The organism is Xanthomonas sp. NCPPB 3570 (assembly GCF_056725115.1).
In genome coordinates this window covers 3647412-3666788 of record NZ_CM161513.1, presented here as the reverse complement: position 1 = coordinate 3666788, position 19377 = coordinate 3647412, and the positions used below count along the sequence as shown (strand labels likewise).

At 70.2% G+C, this 19377-nt stretch carries 19 protein-coding genes; 5 read left to right on the top strand and 14 right to left on the bottom strand.

Annotated features, from left to right (window positions below; genetic code table 11):
- Positions 1-126: 126 nt before the first annotated feature.
- The 9 genes from AC1PLR_RS15805 to AC1PLR_RS15765 form a co-directional block, all read right to left on the bottom strand.
- Complete coding sequence (locus AC1PLR_RS15805) at positions 127-1245, bottom strand: phosphatidylinositol-specific phospholipase C1-like protein (protein WP_481101603.1); 1119 nt, start codon at positions 1243-1245, stop codon at positions 127-129.
- A 229-nt stretch (positions 1246-1474) separates the two neighbouring features.
- Positions 1475-3430 (bottom strand): acetyl-CoA hydrolase/transferase C-terminal domain-containing protein, encoded by a 1956-nt coding sequence (locus AC1PLR_RS15800; protein ID WP_481101602.1) that lies wholly within the window; start codon positions 3428-3430, stop codon positions 1475-1477.
- A 129-nt stretch (positions 3431-3559) separates the two neighbouring features.
- On the bottom strand, positions 3560-4117 hold the full coding sequence (locus AC1PLR_RS15795; protein WP_481101601.1) for a flavin reductase family protein: 558 nt from the start codon (positions 4115-4117) through the stop codon (positions 3560-3562).
- Positions 4118-4177: 60 nt separating this feature from the next.
- Positions 4178-4795, bottom strand: coding sequence for a molybdenum ABC transporter ATP-binding protein (locus AC1PLR_RS15790; RefSeq protein WP_152236143.1), 618 nt, complete (start codon positions 4793-4795; stop codon positions 4178-4180).
- Between the two features lie 28 nt (positions 4796-4823).
- Positions 4824-5519: a molybdate ABC transporter permease subunit gene (modB, locus tag AC1PLR_RS15785; protein WP_267105593.1), complete on the bottom strand. Its 696-nt coding sequence runs from the start codon at positions 5517-5519 to the stop codon at positions 4824-4826.
- 9 nt (positions 5520-5528) lie between these two features.
- Complete coding sequence (gene modA, locus AC1PLR_RS15780) at positions 5529-6308, bottom strand: molybdate ABC transporter substrate-binding protein (RefSeq protein WP_481101600.1); 780 nt, start codon at positions 6306-6308, stop codon at positions 5529-5531.
- 118 nt (positions 6309-6426) lie between these two features.
- Positions 6427-7257, bottom strand: coding sequence for an MBL fold metallo-hydrolase (locus AC1PLR_RS15775; RefSeq protein ID WP_481101599.1), 831 nt, complete (start codon positions 7255-7257; stop codon positions 6427-6429).
- Positions 7254-7604 carry an ArsR/SmtB family transcription factor gene (locus tag AC1PLR_RS15770; RefSeq protein WP_481101598.1) on the bottom strand — a complete coding sequence of 117 codons (351 nt, stop codon included), beginning with the start codon at positions 7602-7604 and terminating at the stop codon, positions 7254-7256. The genes AC1PLR_RS15775 and AC1PLR_RS15770 overlap by 4 nt, the downstream gene beginning before the upstream one ends.
- A 4-nt stretch (positions 7605-7608) precedes the next feature.
- On the bottom strand, positions 7609-7977 hold the full coding sequence (locus AC1PLR_RS15765) for a rhodanese-like domain-containing protein (RefSeq protein ID WP_019800082.1): 369 nt from the start codon (positions 7975-7977) through the stop codon (positions 7609-7611).
- Between the two features lie 160 nt (positions 7978-8137).
- Here AC1PLR_RS15765 and AC1PLR_RS15760 point away from each other — a divergent pair, with 160 nt between their 5' ends.
- From AC1PLR_RS15760 to trxC, 4 genes are all read left to right on the top strand, one after another.
- Positions 8138-9313 carry an efflux RND transporter periplasmic adaptor subunit gene (locus AC1PLR_RS15760; protein WP_481101597.1) on the top strand — a complete coding sequence of 392 codons (1176 nt, stop codon included), beginning with the start codon at positions 8138-8140 and terminating at the stop codon, positions 9311-9313.
- A 1-nt stretch (position 9314) separates the two neighbouring features.
- Entirely contained in the window at positions 9315-12530 is a 3216-nt protein-coding gene (locus AC1PLR_RS15755; RefSeq protein WP_481101596.1) for an efflux RND transporter permease subunit, read from the top strand.
- A gap of 78 nt (positions 12531-12608) precedes the next feature.
- Complete coding sequence (locus AC1PLR_RS15750) at positions 12609-13088, top strand: OsmC family protein (RefSeq protein ID WP_019801935.1); 480 nt, start codon at positions 12609-12611, stop codon at positions 13086-13088.
- Entirely contained in the window at positions 13085-13528 is a 444-nt protein-coding gene (trxC, locus tag AC1PLR_RS15745) for a thioredoxin TrxC (RefSeq protein WP_481101595.1), read from the top strand. The genes AC1PLR_RS15750 and trxC overlap by 4 nt, the downstream gene beginning before the upstream one ends.
- A gap of 87 nt (positions 13529-13615) precedes the next feature.
- On the opposite strand, the gene AC1PLR_RS15740 is transcribed toward trxC, so the two are convergent.
- From AC1PLR_RS15740 to AC1PLR_RS15730, 3 genes are all read right to left on the bottom strand, one after another.
- Positions 13616-14428, bottom strand: a complete 813-nt coding sequence (locus AC1PLR_RS15740) for a S1/P1 nuclease (protein WP_481101594.1) — start codon at positions 14426-14428, stop codon at positions 13616-13618.
- Between the two features lie 143 nt (positions 14429-14571).
- Complete coding sequence (locus AC1PLR_RS15735) at positions 14572-15192, bottom strand: OmpW/AlkL family protein (RefSeq protein ID WP_481101593.1); 621 nt, start codon at positions 15190-15192, stop codon at positions 14572-14574.
- A 243-nt stretch (positions 15193-15435) separates the two neighbouring features.
- A complete protein-coding gene (locus tag AC1PLR_RS15730; RefSeq protein ID WP_481098773.1) occupies positions 15436-16065 on the bottom strand; it encodes an OmpW/AlkL family protein in 630 nt (209 codons plus the stop codon).
- A gap of 159 nt (positions 16066-16224) precedes the next feature.
- Here AC1PLR_RS15730 and gap point away from each other — a divergent pair, with 159 nt between their 5' ends.
- Positions 16225-17226, top strand: a complete 1002-nt coding sequence (gene gap, locus AC1PLR_RS15725) for a type I glyceraldehyde-3-phosphate dehydrogenase (protein ID WP_371184736.1) — start codon at positions 16225-16227, stop codon at positions 17224-17226.
- Positions 17227-17461: 235 nt separating this feature from the next.
- On the opposite strand, the gene AC1PLR_RS15720 is transcribed toward gap, so the two are convergent.
- Both AC1PLR_RS15720 and AC1PLR_RS15715 read right to left on the bottom strand, forming a co-directional pair.
- Complete coding sequence (locus tag AC1PLR_RS15720; protein WP_481101592.1) at positions 17462-17917, bottom strand: hypothetical protein; 456 nt, start codon at positions 17915-17917, stop codon at positions 17462-17464.
- Between the two features lie 295 nt (positions 17918-18212).
- Positions 18213-19289 carry a methyl-accepting chemotaxis protein gene (locus AC1PLR_RS15715; protein WP_481070472.1) on the bottom strand — a complete coding sequence of 359 codons (1077 nt, stop codon included), beginning with the start codon at positions 19287-19289 and terminating at the stop codon, positions 18213-18215.
- Positions 19290-19377: the final 88 nt, after the last annotated feature.

The following is a 19377-nucleotide window of genomic DNA, read 5'->3' as shown; positions in this document are numbered from 1 at the left end:
TGGCTCGTTGGGGGAAACAGCGGTTGCGATCCGAGGTCCAGGCGCGCCGATGCCGGCGCGCGGATCGCCAAGGCCTTCCATTGCGTGCGTCCAGGGGGTGCCGCGACCCGGCGCGGCCGCGGGCGATCAGTGGCGCAGGTCGACGCCTTGGCAGTCGGCGTGCGGACGTTGCGGATTGCAGCGGGCGACGGCGTCGCCGGGAAAGCGCACCACGTAGCCGGAGGCGGCCGGTTCGTGATCGGGGAAGTCGGTGCTGAGCAGTTGCGCGCCGCTGGCGAACATGGCGTCGCGCCGCGCGGTGTCGTTGCCCTTGGCTTCCTTCAGGTCGGCATCGGTGCGGGTGCGCACCAGGTAGCCGGCCTTCACCAAGCGCGCGATGTCCCCGGCGCTGCCGTCGTTGCGCTCGACGAAGGCGGCATCGTCGGTGCCGGGGTCGGCGTTGGTGAAGCACACGCGGCCGCGCAAGGACGGATGGCCGGCCAGGTAGGCCGGGCCGACCGAACGCTGGTCGAGCAGGAACACCACCTTGCCGCGCGCCGCGGAGAGTGCAGGCCAGCCCTGCGCGAGCACGGCGGCATTGAGCGTCGGCGCAGTGCCGCGCACCTGGTCGGGGCTGATGTAGTCGTTGGCGGCGAACACCGAGCGCAGTTCGGCATCCAGTGCATCCAACGCCTTGCCGTCGAACGGTTCCGGCTGCACCGTGGGAAACGGCGCCGGCACGGTCGATTGCTTGGTTTCCAGCAGGATGAAGATCGGCAGATGCCCAGGATGCTGTTGCGACCACGCCCGCACCTCGCGCAGGCAGGCCAGCAGCGGTTGGCAGGTGCTGCGTTGGTCGAGGTCCTGGATGTGCATGACCTTGAAGCCCGGTCGCTGCATCACCCCCGGCGCGGCGATCGGCGGTGCCGGCGGCAGCCCGGCCTTGGCGAGCTGGTCGATCATCGCCGGGTGCGCGTAGCGCCCGCCCTTGGCGTCGGCGTAGATGTCCAGTTCGATCTGGCGCACGCCGTCGTCCAGTTGCTGCGTCAGCGGCGGGTGCCGGTAATCCAGCACCGCGAACGTCGCCGGGTCCAGGCGTTTCCATAGTGCTGCTTCGCTGGGGGAGAAGCCGGCGTGGTAGCTGTTGTGGCTGCCGATGTACTGCAGGTCGTTGAGTCTGGGGTCGGCGAACAGCGCCGACGGCAGCAGCGCCAGCATCGCCAGCAGCACGCGCAGCGTGGTGCGATGGGAGAGCGACGACGACATCGGGGCAGAACGGTGAGAAGGCATCGCGGCCACGTTTGGTAACGATATCCCGACAGCATCGCCAGCGGAGTTGACGTGTTTCCTGCCAGCGTGTTGCCGAATCGTGTCATCGCCATCGATGTGCGGCGATCGTGCGACACGTCGTCTTCGCGCGCGACCGGGGTCACTTTCTCGCACGCGGTCGTGATCGGCGCGCGCTGCGCGTTGCCGCGTCAGTCGCGGCGGTGAGTCACTGCGGCGTGCGCGTGCGATGCAGGGCGAACGCCAGCAACATCGCTTCCAGGCGTTCGCCGACATTGCGCGGTGCGTCCAGCCCCATGCGTTGCATGCAGGCGGCATCCGCTGCGGGACGCGCCAGCACCGCGCTGGCTACCGTCTTGAGTTTGGCGCCGGTACTGGCGGTGTGTCGCTGCAGCCAGGCCAGGGCGCGCAGCAGGCGCTGCTCGACCTCGGTGAAATCGCTGCCCAGCGGGTAATCGGGCAGGGTGCCGTCGCGGCGGAACGGCGCCAGTGCGTCGCGCACCCGCGCGGCGTGGTTGCGCTGCCAGTGCGCCGGCGCGGCGAAGCCGGTGGCCAGCTTGCCGTTGGTCTTCGCCGTCTCCAGCAACGCAGGTTGGGCCTGCACGTCGGCGATCCCGACCATCGCCGCGATGCAGTCTTCGTCGGTCAGGCCGCGCAGGTCGGCGATGCCGTACTCGTTGACGTAGAGGTCGCGTAGGTGCCGCGGAATGGTGGTGTGGCCGTAGTTCCAGCGCACGTTGGACTGCGCTGCGTCGCCGTCGCTGCGCACGGCACGGAACATCAGCACGCTGCGCGCGTCGTCCAGCGCGTGCGCCATGGACACGAAGTTGTACTGGCCGCCGACGCCGGAGACCACGCGGCCGTCGTCCAGCGCATCGGACACCGCCGCGCCGAGCGCAGTGGCCATCATGCACGAGTTGAAGAAACGCGCTTCGCGCCGCTGCACCCGGCGCAGCGTCTCGCCGCCATAGAGCTGGTTGATCTCGCTGATGCGGCGCATGCCGATCGCCGAGCGCGCCTGCGGGTCCATGTCGCGCAGCCAGGCGTAGAACTCCGGCGAACCCAGGTAGAACGCGCCCTGCAGGTACTCGCCCTCGCGCTCCAGGCGCTGCAGGTCCTGCGCATCGGCGCTGCCGTCGGCCACACGCTGCAGCAGCGGCGCGTCGTCGAGCACCTTGCGCCGGATCACCCCGCACTGGACCAGTTGCCGAAAGCCTTCGTTGAGCATCTCGCTGCAGCCGAACAGGCCGACCGCGAACGGCTCCAGGCCGCCGCATTCGCGCACCGCCGGATGCCGCTCCAGTTCCGGATCCAGCGCCGCCAGCACCTGCCGGTAGCGCGCGTTGTCGGTATGCCGCAGCACCAGCGCATGGCATAGCGCATCGGCCAGGGTGCCGATGCCGATCTGCAGGGTGCCGCCGTCGCGCACCAGGGTGCTGGCGTACAGGCCGATGGCGTAATCGGCATCGGCGACCGGCTGCCGCGGCAGCCCGAACAGGCGCGGATACGGCCCCGGCGGCGTCACCACCACGTCGAAGAAGCTCGGCTCCACCGCCGCGCAGCCGCCGATCCACGGCAACTGCGGATCGACTTCGGCCACCAGCAGCGGCCGCGTCAGCCCGCGCCGCTGCACCGCCGCCAGGGTGTCCTGGGTGATGTCGTTGTTGCACGAGAACGACAGCCGGGTGCCGTCGGGTTCGCGCGCCACCTTCTGCACGATCAGGTTCGGCGCGCGCTGCGCCACCGCGTCGGCGGCATGGGTGTAGTTGAGGCTGGTGTAGCTGCGCTGGGCCTGGGTCGAGCGCAGCAGCGCGCCGGACTGCATGTAGAACTCCTCGACCTGGATGTGCGCCGGCAGCGCATCGCGCTGCATCGCCTGCACATAGCGCAGGCGCGGGAAGTCCTCGCCGAAATGGCGCTGCACGAACGGCCGCGCGAAACGGCCCTGCATTCCGCCACCGGGCGCCGGCGGATTGAGCGATAGCGCGGTGTAGATCTGCAGCGGCCGCGTCGGATCGTGTTCGATGCGCTCGTACAGCGCATTGAGCAGGCGATGCGGTTTGCCCAGGCCCAGCGGAGCGCCCACGCGCAGCGGGCCGGCGATGCGCTGCAGGATCAGGTCGGCAGCGGCGTCGAGGTCGTCGAGGTGATCGGTCATCGGCATAGCTTAGAGGGGTACGGCCCTTCCATGCACGGATGCTGCCGCTTTGGCCCGCCTGGCGCGCATGCGTGGATCGCCGGCCTGCGACCGAAGCCATCGGCCGTTTCCCGTTCTGCAGCCAGCCACCTAGATCTACAGCATCTCCGGCTTGAACAGGCGCCGCCGCGAGATCTCCGCGCCCGACAGCATGAAGCGGCCGTCGCCCCGGTAGTGCAGGGTGCGCGGCCGCTTGGGCGAGGCGGCGACGTGCGCCTTGACCACCTCCCATACGAACAGGCCGTGTTTGCCGATCTGGCTGCCGTCGTGCAGGCGGCATTCGAAGCTGGCGTAGCACTCGGCGATCAGCGGCGCCGCCACGTGCGTGGCGGGCACCGCGGTGAGGCCGAAGTGCGCGAACTTGTCCAGGTCCGCACCACTGGTATTGCCGATGCCGACCACGGTGTCGACCAGGTCGGCGGTGGGCAGGTTGATCACGCATTGCTTGCTGCGCCGGATCAGCGCGAAGCTGTGGTTGGCGCTGGAAATGCAGCAGGCCAGCAGCGAGGGCGAGAACTCCAGCACCATGTGCCAGCCCAGGGTCATCACGTCGCGCTGCTGCTTCCACGCCGAACTGACCAGCACCACCGGGCCCGGCTCGAGGAAGCGGCGCACGTCCTGGGTGGGGAAGTCGAGCTTGCGGTAGCGGCGCATGCGCAGTCTGCCGTGGTGGGGCCTTCAGTCTCGCCGGCTCCGGTGAACGCGATGTCGGCGTCAGTCCAGCCGATGCACCGCATCGGCGATGCGCGCCACTTCCTCGGCCTGGTGGCTGACGTAGAGCATCGGCAGGCGCACTTCGTCGCGCACCCGCTGCAGGTAGGGGATCAGTTCGCTGCGGCGGTCCGCATCCAGCGCCGACAGCGGTTCGTCGAACAGCAGCAGCGACGGCTGCGACAGCAGCGCGCGGCCGATCGCCACGCGCTGCGCTTCGCCGCCGGAGAGCGTGTCGGGGCGCCGCTCCAGCAGCGCGCCGATGCCGAGCAGCTCGACCACCGCGTCCAGTGCGAAGCGCGCCGGCTGGCCACGGCCATGGCGGCCGTAGCCGAGGTTGCGGCGCACGTCCATGTGCGGGAACAGGCGCGCGTCCTGGAACACGTAGCCGATGCCGCGGCGATGCGCCGGCAGGTCGATGCCGGCCGCGCTGTCGTACAGCACCCGGCCATCGATGGCGATGCGCCCGCTGCGCGGCGGCAGCACGCCGGCGATGGCGTTGAGCAGGCTGGTCTTGCCCGCACCGGACGGACCGACCAGCGCGACCACGCGCGCCTGTTCCTCGATGCGCACGTGGCGGGCGAAACGGCCGCGCTGCAGGTGCAGGTCGATGCTCAGCATCGGTGCAGGCTCCGAGTGCTTGCGCGGCTCATGCATCCGCCTCCGCGCCGCGCTGGCGCCGGACCAGCCACTCGGAGGCCAGCAAGGCGCCCAGCGAGATCGCCAGCGCCACCGCCGCCAGCCGCCAGATGCCGGCCTCGGCGCCGGGCACCTGCAGCAGGCTGTAGATCGCCGAGGCCAGCGTCTGGGTCTGTCCGGGGATGTTGGAAACGAAGGTGATGGTGGCGCCGAACTCGCCCAGCGCCTTGGCGAAGCCGAGCACACCGCCGGCGACCACGCCCGGCCACGCCAGCGGCAGGGTGATGGTGAAGAACACCCGCCATGGGCCGGCGCCCAGCGTGGCGGCCGCCGCTTCCAGGCGACGGTCGGTGGACTCCAGGGCCAGGCGGATCGCCCGCACCATCAGCGGGAAGCCCATCACCGCGCTGGCCAGCGCCGCGCCGGTCCAGCGGAACGCGAACTGCACGCCGAGATGCTCGAACAGCCAGCCGCCGATCGGCCCCTGCAGGCCGAACAGCTGCAGCAGCGCGTAGCCGGTGACGATCGGCGGCATCACCAGCGGCAGGTGCAGCAGCGCGTCCAGCAACGATTTGCCGAAGAAGCGGCGCCGCGCCAGCAGCCAGCCGCAGGCCACCGCGAACGGCAGGCTGGCCAGCGCCGCGACCAGCGCGACCTTGACGCTCAGCGCGATCGCGGTCAGTTCCTGCGCGGTGAAGTCGAACAATGCCAGGCCTCAGCGGGTGAGCGAGAAGCCATGGCGACGGAAGATCGCCTGTGCCGGTGGTGTGCGCAGCCAGCGCACGAACTCGGCGGCGGCCTTGGCGTGCGCACTCGCCCGCAGCGGCGCCACCGGATACACGATCGGCGCGTGGCTGTCGGCGGGGAAGGTCGCCACCACCCGCACCTTCGGTTCGGCCTGGGCGTCGGACCCATAGACGATGCCCAGCGGTGTCTCGCCGCGCGCCACCAGCATCAGCGCGCTGCGCACGCTCTCGCTTTCGGCCAGGCGCGGCTGCACCGCGTCCCACTGACCCAGCGCCTGCAGTGCGGCGCGCGCGTACTTGCCGGCCGGCACGCTGGCGGTCTGGCCGACCGCCAGGCGCCCCTGCGCGCCGAGCGCGGCGAGCAGCGCGCCGTGTTTGCGCAGGTCGACCTGCGCCGTGCTGGCGGCCGGCGCCACCAGCACCAGGGTGTTGCCGAGCAGGTCGCGGCGCATCGCCGGATCGATCAGCTTGCGCTGCTGCAGGTAGTCCATCCATTCCTGGTCGGCGGACACGAACACGTCCGCCGGCGCGCCTTGTTCCACCTGGCGGGCCAGCGTGGAGCTGGCGGCGTAGGACACCTGTACGGGGGTGCCGCTGGCGCGCTGGTAGGCGCTGGCGGCCTCGTCCAGCGATTCCTTGAGGCTGGCGGCGGCAAACACGGTCAGCGGCGTCTGCGCCGAGACCGGCGCGATCGCGGTGGCGACGATCAAGGTGCACAGGCACAGCAGGCGGCGCAGCGGTCGGGTCATGGGTCACTCCAGCGGGGGCGGGGAAGGCGATGCGGCAGTGCGCGGCGGCGCGCGCGACCGCAGTCGCGCAGCGCTGTCGCAGATCAGCATCCTAGCGCGCCGGCGGCGCGCTGCCTGCTCACGCCGGCGGCGGCGCCAGGTCGTCGGTGCGGCCGGCCTGGATGTTGGCGCGCACCGACGGCTGCATCAGCCGCGGCTCGGCCAGCGTCGCATCGCGCGCCTGGCGCAGGGCCACGAAGGCCGCTTCGTCGATGCCATCGCGCACATGGATGTTGCTGCGGCGTTGTTCGCCGATGCTGGTCTGGCAGGCCACCGCGCGGCCGCCTGCGCCGTAGTCGTGGCACACGAACACGCGCGTCGCCTCCGGCAGCGCGTATAGCCGCTGGATCGACCGGTACAGCGTGGCCGCGTCGCCGCCGGGGAAGTCGCAGCGCGCGGTGCCGCTGTCGGGCATGAACAGCGAATCGCCCGGAAACAGCGCATCGCCGATCAGGTAGGCGACGCTGTCGCCGGTGTGGCCTGGCACGGCGATCACCTGTGCCTGCACACTGCCGATCGCGAAACGCTCGCCATCGGCGAACAGGTGATCGAAGCCGCAGCGCGCCTGCGCGTCCGCGTCCAGGCCGAACTGCGGCGCGAAACGGGCGCGTACCTCGCGGATGCCGTCGCCGATCGCCAGCGTCGCCTGTGGCCAGCGTCGCTTGAACCATTGCGCGGCGGAGACATGATCGGCGTGGGCGTGGGTCTCGAGGATCCAGCGCAGGTGCAGCCCGCGCGCGTCCAGGCACGACGCAAGCGCCTGCGCCGGCGCGTCGTCCAGTGCGCCGGTCTGCGGGTCGTAGCCCACCACCGGGTCGATCACCGCGGCGTCGTGGCCATCCTCGACCACGTAGCTCCAGGTGCCGGAACCAGCATGGTGGAAGGCGTGGACGTGCGGATGCTGGCTCATCGATCGCTCCGGGTGGCGGCAGGTGGCGCGGCGCTGCAGTAGATGCCGTGCAACACCTCGAGGATGCGCTGCACCGGGCCGGGCACCAGCGAATAATAGATGGTCTGACCCTCGCGGCGGGTCTGCACCAGTCCATCCTCGCGCAGCAGCGCCAGGTGTTGCGACAGCGCCGACTGGCTCAGCTCCACGCGCGCGTTGAGCTCGCCGACCGATTGCTCGCGGTCCACCAGCAGGCACAGCAGCAGCAGCCGCTTCTCGTTGCCGAGCGCCTTCAGCAGGCGCGCCGCCTCGCTGGCGTGCGCGCGCATCGCGGCAGGGTCCAGGGCGGTTGCGGCGCGGCGCGGCATGGGCTCAGAAATCGACCGGGCCACCGGCCGCGGTCCAGCCCAGGAAGCCGCCGGTCAGCGAGCGCACCGCGGTGTAGCCCAGGTGCTGCAGGCTCAGCGCCGCCAGGGTGGAGCGGCCGCCGCTGGCGCAGTACAGCAGGATCGGCTGGTCGCGTCGGGCCAGTGCCGGATCGGCATCGAGGCGGAATTCGAGGATGCCGCGCGGGATGTTGATCGCGTTGGGCAGGTGGCCCATGGCGAACTCGCCGGGTTCGCGCACGTCGATGATCCATTCGCCGGGCAGTGGCGTGGCGGCGGCATCGGTGTGGACAGGGGTTTCGTGGATCTGCGCGCGTGCGCGGTCGACCAGGGCTTGGGCGGAGGAGGCGGGCATTGGGGGTGCTCGGCGGGAAAGTGCGGCCATCATATCAGTTGACTCTAATATAAGAAAATTCTAATTTATCTCGCGGCCAGCCTCGGGCGGCCGCGCCCGGCCTGCCGCGGCGGAATACCCACCGACGGCGCGGATGCGCCCTTTCTTCTGGAGTTCGAGCATGCGTGTGCTTCGTTGGCCGATCCGGGGTGTCTGGCGTGCCGGACGGCGGCGCAGGACGCTTGCGCCTGCCGCTGCGCTGGCCCGCGGCAGCGGCCGTGCGACCCTGGCGGGCGCATTCGCGGCGCTGGCGGTGCTGGCGTTCGCAGGCTGTCGGCATGACGCCGCCACGGTCGCGCCGCCGCCGTTGCCGGCGCTGGCGACCGCGCCGGCGGAGCCCGCGGCGCTGGCGGTGCGCTCCTGGGACGGCGTCGTGGCTCCGGTGGAGTACGCCGATCTGAGCGCGCAGACCGGCGGGCGCGTGCGCAGCGTCGCGGTGGACGTGGGCGACCGGGTCGCCGCCGGCCAGGTGCTGCTGCAACTCAGCGCAGTGGAACAGCGCGCCGGCGTGGCCGGTGCGCAGGCGCAAGTGCGTGCCGCGACGGCCAGCGCCGACGAGGCCGAGGCCAGCTATCGCCGCTATGCGTCCCTGGCCGGGGCGCAATACGTGTCGCGCGCGCAACTGGACCAGGCCCGCGCCACCCGCGATGCGGCCAATGCCGCACGCGCTGCCGCCGCCGCGCAACTGGCGCAGGCGCAGCAGCCGGCCGACTACACCGTGGTGCGCGCGCCGTTCGCGGGTGTCATCAGCGCGCGCCAGGTGCAGCCGGGCGAGGCGGTGGCGGCCGGGCAGGCCTTGCTGTCGCTGTACGTGCCCGGCGCGCAGCGCATCGAGGTGCAGGTACCGCAGTCCGATGCCGACGCCATCCGTGCCGCGCCGCGCGCGCAGGTGCGGCTGGACGATGGGCGCATCCTGCAGATTCCGCAGGTGACGGTGTTCCCCACCGCCGATCCGCGCAGCCACAGCGTGACGGTGCGGGTACCGTTGCCGGCGCTGCAGCCGGCTCCGGCGCCCGGCACCACGGCCAAGGTCGGTTTTCCGCTGGCTGCCGGCGATGCCGCGGAGGCGGCGCCGTTGCGCATTCCACTGTCGGCGCTGTTGCAGCGGGGCGAACTCAGCGCGGCCTATGTGCTGGCCGACGGCCGGCTCAGCCTGCGGCAGCTGCGGATCGGGCAGCGCGATGCGCAGCGGGTGGAAGTGCTGGCCGGGCTGCGCGCAGGCGAGCGGGTGGCGCGCGATCCGGTCGCTGCGGGACAGGCGCTGGCCGCGCAGCGGCGCGCGCTGGTGGAGCGTTGAGATGGCCACCGGTTTCGGGATGTCCGGCCGCCTGGCGGCATTCTTTCAGGCCAAGCCGCTGACGCCGGTACTGGCCCTGCTCGGCCTGTTGCTCGGCCTGGCGGTGGTGGCGATCACACCGCGCGAGGAAGAGCCGCAGATCGACGTGACCATGGCCAACGTGTTCGTGTCGCTGCCGGGCGCCGATGCGCGCGAGGTCGAACAGCTGTTGAGCACGCCGCTGGAACAGAAGCTCGACGAGATCGAGGGCATCAAGCACGTGTACTCGGTGAGCCGCCCCGGGCAGGCGGTGTTGACCGTCGAATTCCAGGTCGGGGTGCCGCGGCAGACCGCGCTGGTGCGCCTGTACAACCAGGTGTATTCCAATCTGGACGTGCTGCCCACGCAGATGGGCGCCAGCGCGCCGCTGGTCAAGCCCAAGGGCATCGACGACGTGCCGGTGATGAGCGTGACCCTGTGGAGCGACGATCCGCAGCGCAGCGCCGCCGACCTGGGCGCGATCGCGCGCACCCTGGAGACCGACCTCAAGCGCCTGCCGGGCACGCGCGACATCTACAGCATCGGCGCGCCGCCGCGGGTGGTCACGGTGACGCTGGATCCGGCGCGGCTGGCCGCCTACGACCTCACCGTGGCCGACCTCGGCCAGGCGCTGCAGGGGGCGAACGTGGTGCGCCCGCTCGGCGACCGCATCGGCGGCGGCCGTGCGGTGCCGCTCAGTGCCGGGCGGTTCCTGGCCGATGCCGATGCCGTGCGCGAGCTGGTGATCGGCGTGCACGACGGCCGGCCGCTGCAGTTGCGCGATGTGGCACAGATCCAGGCCGGTGCCGACCTGCCCACGGCCTACGTGTGGTACGGCACGCCACCCACGCGCGGCGGCCCGGCGCAGGGGCGCGCGCCGGCGGTGACCCTGGCCATCGCCAAGAAGCCGGGCAGCGACGCCTCGGCGCTCACCCGCGCGGTGAGCGCGCGTCTGCAGGCCTTGCGCGGCGAACTGCTGCCGCAGGGCGTGCATGCCGAGGTCACCCGCGACTACGGCGCCAGCGCGGCGGCCAAGGCCGCCAAGCTGATCCACAAGCTGGTGTTCGCCACCGCCTCGGTGGTGCTGCTGGTGCTGTTTGCGCTGGGCTGGCGCGAGGCCATCGTGGTCGGCAGCGCGGTGGTACTGACCCTGGCGCTGACGCTGTTCGCCTCGTGGGCGATGGGCTTCACCCTCAATCGCGTGTCGCTGTTCGCGCTGATCTTCTCCATCGGCATCCTGGTCGACGACGCCATCGTGGTGGTGGAGAACATCCACCGCCATCTGCGCGGCGGCGGCAAGACCTTGCGCGAGGCGATTCCGCCGGCGGTGGACGAGGTCGGCGGCCCGACCATCCTCGCCACCTTCACCGTGATCGCGGCGCTGATGCCGATGGCCTTCGTCAGCGGCCTGATGGGGCCGTACATGCGGCCGATTCCGATCAACGCCTCGGTCGGCATGCTGCTGTCGCTGGCGATCGCGCTGGTAATGACGCCCTGGCTGGCGTTGAAGCTGTTGAAGCGGCATGTGCCGGCGCATGCCGCGCAGGCAGGGGCGGAGCGCGACGCTCCGCCGCGCCTGCAGCGCCTGTTCGGGCGCTTGCTGCACCCGTTCCTGGATCCGGGCCGCGGCGCGCGCCGGCGCGGCTGGCTGTTCGCCGGCATCGCGGCACTGCTGCTGGCTGCGGTGGGCCTGGTCGGGCTGCAATGGGTGGTGCTGAAGATGCTGCCGTTCGACGACAAGTCCGAACTGCAGATCGTGGTCGACCTGCCCGAAGGCAGTACCGTGCAGGAGACCGATGCGTTGCTGGTGGAGTTGGCCGGCGTGCTCGACCGCACGCCCGAGGTGCACGACTACCAGGGCTATGCCGGTACTTCGGCGCCGGTCAACTTCAATGGCCTGGTCCGGCAGTACTTCCTGCGCAGCGGCAACAACGTCGGCGACCTGCAGGTGAACCTGGTCGACAAACACCAGCGCACGCGCCACAGCCATGCCATCGCCCGCGCGCTGCGGCCGCCGCTGGCGGCGATCGCACGCCGGCATGGCGCGTCGCTGAAGGTGGTGGAGGTGCCGCCGGGGCCGCCGGTGCTGTCACCGTTGGTGGCCGAGGTGTACGGGCCGGACTATCCGCGCAGCCGCCAGCTCGCCCTGGCGCTGGAGCGACGCTTCCTGCGCACGCCGAACGTGGTCGATGTCGACACCAGCGTGGAGAGTGCGGCCACCCGCGAAACGCTGGTGGTCGACCGCGTGCGCGCCGCGCGCCTGGGCGTGAGCCAGGCTTCCATCGCCGATGCCCTGGCCACGGCGGTGCAGGGTCTGGACGTCACCTGGCTGCACGATGGCACGTCCAAGGTGGCACAGCCGGTGCGGCTGCGCCTGCCGGGCGCAGCGCAGGCCGCCAGCGCACGCCTGCTGGCGCTGCGCGTGCGCGGCGGCGATGGGCAACTGGTGCCGCTGTCGGAACTGGTCGCGGTGCAACGCCTGCCCTGGGACGACAGCATCGCGCACAAGGACCTGCGGCCGGTGGTGTACGTCACCGGCGACGAAGCCGGGCGCCTGGACAGCCCGCTGTACGGCATGTTCGACCTGGTCGGGCAACTGCGCAGCCACCGGCTCGATGGGCAGGCGCTGCAGCAGCATTTCATCGCACCGCCGACCGACACCGCCGACTTCGCAGTGAAATGGGACGGCGAATGGCAGATCACCTACGAGACCTTCCGCGACATGGGCATCGCCTACGCGGTGGGCCTGTTGCTGATCTATCTGCTGGTGGTGGCGCAGTTCCGCAGCTATCTGCTGCCGCTGGTGATCATGGCGCCGATTCCGCTGACGGTGATCGGAGTGATGCCGGGCCATGCCCTGCTCGGCGCGCAATTCACCGCGACCAGCATGATCGGCATGATCGCCCTGGCCGGCATCATCGTGCGCAATTCGATCCTGCTGGTGGACTTCATCCGTCATGCCCTGGCGCAGGGGCGCAGCGCCGAACAGGCGGTGATCGAGGCCTGTGCGGTGCGCGCACCGCCGATCGTGCTGACCGGCCTGGCGGCGATGCTGGGTGCGCTGTTCATCCTCGACGATCCGATCTTCAATGGCCTGGCGGTGGCGCTGTTGTTCGGCATCCTGGTCAGCACGGCGCTGACCCTGCTGGTCATCCCGTTGCTGTACTACCCGCTGGCACGGCGCGAAGCGGCTGCGTGAGCACGACGCTGCGTCCACACGCCGTTACCGGTGCCGGCGTAGAGTCGAAATCCCTTTCTGCGAAGTGGAGTTTCCACCATGCCCATCGGCGATCCGATCCGCGTCACCCTGGAGCAGGACACGGACTTCGCGTTCCGCATTCGCTTCGACGAAACCGCGCTGGAGCCCTGGCTGAGCGACGAAACCGCGCCGCTGGGGCAGGAGCGCGGCCCCAATCCCACGCGCATCCTGCTGGCCGGCATCGCCAATTGCCTGGCCGCCAGCCTGCTGTTCGCGATGCGCAAGTACAAGAACGATCCGGCCGGCGTTGTCGCGCACATCACCGCCACGCCGATGCGCAATCCGGAGGGGTTCTGGCGCATTCCGCAGGCCTCGGTGGAACTGCAACTGCCCGGCGCCAACCAGGACTATGCGCAGCTGGAGCGGATCCTGGCCCAGTTCGAGCAGTTCTGCGTGGTCACCCAGAGCGTGCGCCAGGGCATCGACGTGCAGGTCACGGTCAAGGATGCGCAAGGCACCGTGCTGCTCGGCGACAAGAGCATCGAGGCCGGCGCATGACCACGCCGCTGCATGTCGCCTGCCCGCACTGCGCCGCGCTCAACCGGGTGCCGGAGGCGAAACTGGCGGACGCGCCGCAATGCGGGCGCTGCCATCGCGGCTTGTTCGACGCCACACCGGTCACGCTGACCGCCGAGACGTTTGCCGCGCACGCCGAGCGCAGCGAGCTGCCGTTGCTGGTGGATGTGTGGGCGCCGTGGTGCGGTCCGTGCCGGACCATGGCCCCGCACTTCGCCGCCGCGGCCGCGCACCTCGAGCCGCGGCTGCGCCTGGGCAAGCTCGACAGCGACGCGCAGCCGGCGCTGGCCGGGCGCTTCGGCATTCGCAGCATCCCGACGCTGATCCTGCTGCGCCAGGGCCGCGAACTCGGCCGACACAGCGGCGCCATCGGCACCGCCGAGATCGTGCGCTGGACGCGCGCGCAGTTGAATTCTGCGTAACGCTCTCGTAGCAGCGGCTTCAGCCGCGATGGGCTTGCCCAGGAAAGCCCATCGCGGCCGAAACCGCTCCTGCGCTCTGCGCCGAGCTTACTTGCCCAGCGCCGCGTTCAAGGTTGCCGCCAGGTCGGCACCGGCCTGGCGCAACTGCGCCTCGGCGACCGGGCGCCAGGTCGTCACGTAATCGGCCGGCAGCGTGGCGCCGGGCGGATAGAAGCCCGGACGCATCATGATCTTGCAGGAGGCCTCGGCCCACGCCGCGGCCGGCGGTGGCAGTGCGCTGCCTGCCGGCGAGGGCACAGGCAACGGCTGCTTTTCCAGTTCGGCCAGGTACGCCTGTTCATCCAGCCCGCGGCTGCGCAGCAGGCCGCTGTCCCACAGCGAGTGCAGATTGCTGCCCTTGCCCTCGAACTGGATCTGCACGGTGTTGGCGCCCTTGTCGCGGGCGTAGCCGGCATGCAGCGGCTGCTGCACGTCGCCGGCGAAATGCACGACGAACTTCAGCGCCTGCGCACGCGCGGCCTGCGGCTGGCTGCGGTCGGCGAGGATCGCGGCCTGGCGGCGCAGCGCCTCGACCGCGCAGTTGCCGTCCGGGCAGTCGCGGGTCTGCTCGTAGTGGCAGTCGTTCTCGGCCAGGTTGACGTAATGCCAGCGCGCGCTGCGTTTGCCCAGGTCGGGATCGTGTTCGCGGAGCTGGTCGGCCCAGTTGGCGACGCCGGCCAGGGTCGGGTCGGGTTCGCCCTGCAGCAGGGTGCGGACCTGCGCGCGGGCTTGCGGGGTGAGCTGGGTGTCGGCGAGATCGGCGACCAGGCGGTGGCCCAGCGGGCCCCAGGCGAAGGCGGCGGACGGCGCAGCGGCGAGGGCTGCGGCGAGCGCGGTGCAAACGAAGGGAGAGATTTTCATGCGCCGATTCTAGCCGGCGCCGACGACGCGGCCATGACGCGCGTCAGGTCTGTTGCGTTGCCGCTCAGCACGGCGGACGCCGGTACCAGACGGCGTCGCCGACCGCGCCGAGCCGCGTCCGAGGACACGACCCGGCCGCAGGCTCAGAAATACATCAGATACGCGACGCCGTAGGTGACCGGATCGAGCTTGGCCTTGCCGAGCGTGCTGCCGTCCACCTCCACGTCGCTGCGCATGCCGGTCCAGCGCGCATCCACGCGGATCGCGCTGCGTTCGCCGACCGCGAAATCCACGCCGGCATGCAGCGCCGGACCAATGCTGTCCTTGAACTTCACGTCGTTGGACGCGAACGCGCCCTTGCCGTCGCTGCCGAGGAAGGCGGTGTAGTTGAGGCCGGCGCCGACGAACGGGGAGATGTCGCCGTTGCCGTTGAAGTGGTACTGCAGCGAGATGGTCGGCGACAGCATCCAGGCGCTGCCGATATCGCCGCCGCGGTCCACGCCGATCTTCTGCTGACCGACCAGGCCCTGCATCTCCAGGCCCAGATTGCCGCGGAAAAAGTATTCGTAGGTGAACGACACGGCCGGCGCGACGTCGGCGTCGAAGCGCTGATCGCTGCCGCGCAGCGTGCCGTTGGACGACCCCGGCACCATGCCGTGCAGGCCGTAGCTGGTGGTGAAATGGCCGGCCGATTGCGCCGCGGCGGGCAGGGCAATGCTGGCGAGGGCGGCGACGGCGAGGCGACGGAACAGGCGTGGCGGCATGGGGGACCCCGGTGGACGACGAGTGGGCGGATGCGAACCCCGTGTCGGCCCAGCGGGCGCCGATCCACATCCGTGTGGCGCGTAGTCTGCCAGAGAAGCGCCGCGGACGCGCTGCGCGCCGGGGCTGCCGCTTGCGGCATGCCGCGTCGGCCTGGGCCGCCGCGCGCGATGGCGCCGCTGCGACGCGCGGCGCCGACCGTGTGGCCACCGGCGCCGCAGTTGGCAGCGGCGCCGGCGCCCGTTTCAGAACTTCATCACGTAGGCCAGGCCGTACGCCAGCGGATCGATGTGCGCGGTGCCCAGGTCGCTGCCGTTGACCTTGACCTTGCTGTCGATGTCGATCCAGCGCAGGTCCACGCGCAGCGCCGACTTCTCGGTGAGTGCGAAATCCACGCCGGCGTGCGCGGCCAGGCCCCAGGAGTCGTCCAGCTTGAGCTTGCTGCCGGCGAGCGCGCCGGTGGTCTTCTCGCTGAAGAAGGTGGTGTAGTTGATGCCGGCGCCAACGAACGGCGAGACCTTGCCGGCGCTGTTGAAGTGGTACTGCAGCGACACCACCGGCGGCAGGTGCTTGGTGCTGCCGACCTTGCCCACGCCCTTGACGCTGATGTCGTGCTCGAACGGCAGCGCGGCCAGCACTTCCACGCCCAGGTCCTGGTGCACGAAGTACTCGAAGGTCACCGTCGGGCGGATGTTGCTGTCGATGCGCAGCGGCAGGGTGCCGCCGGCCAGCGTGCCGTTGTCGGACTTCGGATTGACCTGGTGGGCGCCGATGCCGACGGTCCAGTCGCCTTGCGACTGCGCCAGCGCCGGCAGGGCGCACAGGGTCAGGGCGGCGGCCAGGCCGGTGAGCAGGAGGGGGGAGGTGGTGCGCATGGTGGAGTCTCGGTTGGGTGTGGGCGCAGTGTCCGGCGCGCGGCCATACGCCGCCTTGATCCTGATCAAACCGGCGTATCCGGCGTGGCGCGGCCGGCCTGCTAGAATGCGGTTCCCCTTCCATCCGCCGCGCCAGGCGCGGCCGCAGGAGCTACTGAAATGGCAATCAAGGTCGGCATCAACGGTTTCGGTCGCATCGGGCGCAACGTGCTGCGCTCGGCGGTGCAGAATTTCGGCAGCGACATCGAGATCGTCGCCATCAACGACCTGCTCGAGCCGGATTATCTGGCCTACATGCTGCAGTACGACTCCGTGCACGGCCGCTTCCAGGCGGAGGTGTCGGTCGAGGGCAATCATCTGCTGGTCAACGGCAAGAAGATCCGCCTGACCCAGGAACGCGATCCGGCGGCGCTGAAGTGGGGCGAGGTCGGCGTGGACGTGGTGATCGAGTCCACCGGCCTGTTCCTGACCAAGGAAACCGCGCAGAAGCACCTGGACGCCGGCGCCAAGAAGGTGATCCTGTCGGCGCCGTCGAAGGACGACACGCCGATGTTCGTGTACGGCGTCAACGACAGCACCTACGCCGGCCAGGCCATCGTCTCCAACGCCAGCTGCACCACCAACTGCCTGGCGCCGCTGGCCAAGGTGATCAACGACAAGTGGGGCATCAAGCGCGGCCTGATGACCACCGTGCACGCGGCCACCGCCACGCAGAAGACCGTGGACGGCCCGAGCAACAAGGATTGGCGCGGTGGCCGCGGCATCCTGGAGAACATCATTCCGTCCAGCACCGGCGCGGCCAAGGCGGTCGGCGTGGTGATCCCGGAGTTGAACAAGAAGCTCACCGGCATGAGCTTCCGCGTGCCGACCTCGGACGTGTCGGTGGTCGACCTGACCGTGGAACTGGAGAAGCCGGCCACCTACGCCGAGATCTGTGCCGAGGTGAAGGCGCAGAGCGAAGGCGCGCTGAAGGGCATCCTCGGCTACACCGAGGACAAGGTGGTCGCCACCGATTTCCGCGGCGACGCGCGCACCTCCATCTTCGACGCCGATGCCGGCATCGCCCTGGACGGCACCTTCGTCAAGCTGGTGTCCTGGTACGACAACGAGTGGGGCTACTCCAACAAGTGCCTGGAAATGGTCAAGGTGGTGGCGAAGTAAGCTGCCGCGCGTCGTCCGCCGGTGGCGGGCGGCGCGGTCTTGTGCGGCAGCGACCGCTGCAGTCCGCCGCCGTTGGCACGCTGCACACGCCATCGCGAACGCATGCAAACAAAAAAGGAGCGCTTCGGCGCTCCTTTTTTGTGGCTGTGCTGCGAGGGACTTGCCCGCCGCGACGTCGGCGTGGATGCAACGGGATGGAAGTGGCGCGATCCGCGCCGCCGCCATCCGCTCGCCGTTACAGCGCGTCCTTGGAGACGTTGCTTTCGCTCTGCTTGTAATCGGTGACGACGCCATTGGCGTCGAATTCCACTTCCAGGTCGTAGGATTTGACGTTGCGCGCGCCGACGCCGTGATCCTGGGCTTCGTTGACCGCCTGACCGGTGTAGTAACCGGGCAGCATGCGCTTCAGTACGGTGGTTGCCGTCCCGCGGATCTTTTCGCCGTGCGACTCGCCCGGCCGGTAGGTCCACGACTTTTCATAACCGCCTTCCTTTCCGGATGTCCTGTAAACGTGCTTGGGCTCGCCATAGATCGCGCGCACCTGCTCCTTGGTGGTCTTGCCGATGACGATGTTCTTCTTCACCGCATCGGGGGTGTAGAGCTCCGGATTGTCGACCTTTTCGGCCAGGGCGGGAGCGGCGAAGGACGCGGCCAGCATGGCCGAGATCAGCAGGGTGCGAAAGGGTTTCATGGTCATGTCCGTTTACCTGGGAAGTGGCGTCTGCAATCCAGAGGGCACCGGTCGCGTCGAGACGCGTCGGTACGGCTTCAGCGCGGCGCAACGAGCTTAGGCATGGCCAAATGACGTCGTCAATACAGCGCGCAGCGGCATTCAGGCAACGACGACGCTCCTGTCGGCAGGGCCGATGGCGGGATCGCGACCGCCATGCGGCATGCCGCTGCGCACGCAGCGGGTCGACGGGGCAGGTGTTGCCCCGTGATCCGCTGCCGCTTTTTGGGCATGGCGCCAGTGCGGCGTGGGCGCGCTACAGGGCCTGCAGGATCAGCGAGTGCCAGCCGGTGCGGTAGGTTTCGTAGCCGGGCGAGGCGGCATGCCCGATGCAGTGCGGCCGGCCGTCCAGGTCGATCAGCACGGCGCCGCGGGGCTGCTTGAACAAGGCGTCGCGGCCGTCGAAGTCGATCCGGTCCTGCAGCATGCGCCCGGCCGAGTCGGCCAGCACCTGGCCCTGCGCGTCGACGATGCAGACCCGGCTGCGGCCCCATTCGGATTCGGACAGCGGCGTGCGCTGCACGATCGTCTGCGCCAGCGCGTCCCAGCGGAACACGATGCCCAGCACGCCCAGCACGCGGCCATCGATGCGGCCGCCCTCGCGGACCGTGCACGCGTACACCAGGACCCGCTCGCCATCGGCCAGCGCACTGGCGTGCACGCCCTGGAAGCTGAAGTCCTCGCCGCTGCGGGTGCGCATGGCCTGCTCGAACCACGGTTGCGTGGAGACGTCGCTGCCGACCGAGGCGAACTGCCGCGGCCGCCCGTTGGCGCGGATGCGGCCATCGCTGCCGGCCAGGATCAAATCGAAGTAGACCGTGTACGAATCCAGGATCTGGCCCATGCGCCGCGACGCGTAGGCCAGCGCCTCGGCGTCGCTGTCGGTGCGCGCTGCCGCCACCACCGCGGCGTCGGTGGCCCACCAGCGCACGTCGCAACTACGCTCGTAGAGGTTGCGGTCGATCAGGTCGATGTTGCTCAGGGCCAGTTCGCTGAGCCGCGTGCGGCGCACGTCGTCCTGCAGCCGGCTCAGCGTCTGCCGCATCTCCGCGCTGGTGCGCGCGGCGACCTTGTCCAGGTCCTGGGTGGCCTCGGCCACGCGCCGCGACAGCCCGTCCATTTCCTGCGCGATGACGCTGAAGCCGCGTCCGGCGGCACCGATGCGCGCCGATTCGATGCGCGCGTTCATCGAGATCATGTGGGTGGTGCGGTTGATCGCGTCGATGCCCTGCAAGGAGCGGCGCAGTTGGCCGAGCAATTGGTCGGAGAGGCCGACGACGGCGCGGATATGGTCATCGATCCCCGTTTCGGCGGGGTGAGCGGGTAGGTTCATTCATGCTGCCGGTGGGGTGGGAGGGAACAGCAGACGGACGACGCGGTAAGGGGTGTAGCGGCCGTCCATTCATCGACTTGAGGGCGGT